Origin of the sequence: Microbacterium sp. BF1, assembly GCF_019279095.1 — a bacterium.
Classification (GTDB): Bacteria; Actinomycetota; Actinomycetes; order Actinomycetales; family Microbacteriaceae; genus Microbacterium; species Microbacterium maritypicum.
Genome location: NZ_JAGYWT010000652.1, coordinates 1 through 1,146, shown reverse-complemented (window position 1 = coordinate 1,146; position 1,146 = coordinate 1). Strand labels below are relative to the sequence as shown.

Sequence of the window (1,146 nt, the reverse complement as noted above, 5' to 3'; positions counted from 1 at the left end):
CGGGGCCTGATCCTCGGCGCGAAGCCCGAGCCCGACGAAGCACCCCCTTCCGGTGATCTCCGTGACCACGCCGTCCGACAGCAACGACGTCGCCAACTCCCCCAGCCCGGCTCCCAGCGCCCGGGTGGTCGATTCCACATCGATGCGGCGCAGTTCCTCGATCACCGCGATGATGGCCGCCGCGCAGGCCGGGGTCCCCGCCTGCGTCTCGCCGTGGACGAACGTCCAGCCCCCACGGACGAATTCGGAAGCGACCCGGTCACCCACCAGGAGCGCCGCGGCGCCCATCGCGCCGTTCGTCAGTGCCTTGGAGAGGATCAGGACGTCCGGTGCCGCCGCCCAGGTGTCGGTGGCGAGCATCGTCCCGGTGCGGCCGAACCCCGTGGCGACCTCATCGGCGACGATCAGGAAGCCGTACTCCTCCCTGAGGGCGAGGAGGCGATCGATGAACGCTTCCGACAGTGCGTACGCGCCGCTGCCGAGGACAGGTTCCACGACGACCGACGCCACCCTGGATCCTTCCCGCTTGAGCAGCGTCTCCAGCTCTTCCCCGTCGTCGCTGTGAGAGACGTGTCTCACCGCTCTGCGGTCGACGAAGTAGGCGGATTGGAGGAGGTCGTCTCCGCTCAGGGCATGACTCCCGTACATCGTGCCGTGATAGCCGCCTCTGAGGCCGACCACGATCGAACGGGACCCGCCCGTCTTCTGCGACCAGTACTGGCGTGCGAGCTTCATCGCGGCGTCATTCGCCGCCCCGCCCGACGTGGAGAAGATGACGCGGCGGTAGCGGCTCGGGTCCGCCAATTCGATGAGGGCTTCCGCCGCGTCTTGCGCGTACCGATGGGGCGCTCTGAACAACGACAGGTACGAGGCGTCACGCGTGGCCTTGTCCACCGCGTCGGCGACCGCCAAGTTCCCGAAGCCGAGTGGAACGTTCCACAAACCGCTCGTCGCGCACAGACGTGTGGATCCGTCAGCGAACTCGATGCGGTTCCCTGCCGCGCCGACGGCCACGCGGTCGTGCGTGAAGATCTCGTCCGCGGGGAGCATCGACGTCCACAGCGCGTGCGGCAGGCTCACCCTTCGACCCCCGCAGTTCGGAAGCGCGCATCGGCGGGCGTGCCTACGTGGACGCTGAGCGCCGTG

The 1,146-nt window shown here is 68.7% G+C and carries 1 protein-coding gene; it reads right to left on the bottom strand.

Features of this window, described 5'->3' with window-relative positions; all coding sequences use genetic code 11:
* A partial coding sequence (mpaD, locus tag KZA10_RS15745) for a daptide-type RiPP biosynthesis aminotransferase (protein ID WP_218683354.1) occupies nucleotides 1-1,080 on the bottom strand: 1,080 nt, incomplete at its 3' end.
* Nucleotides 1,081-1,146: the final 66 nt, after the last annotated feature.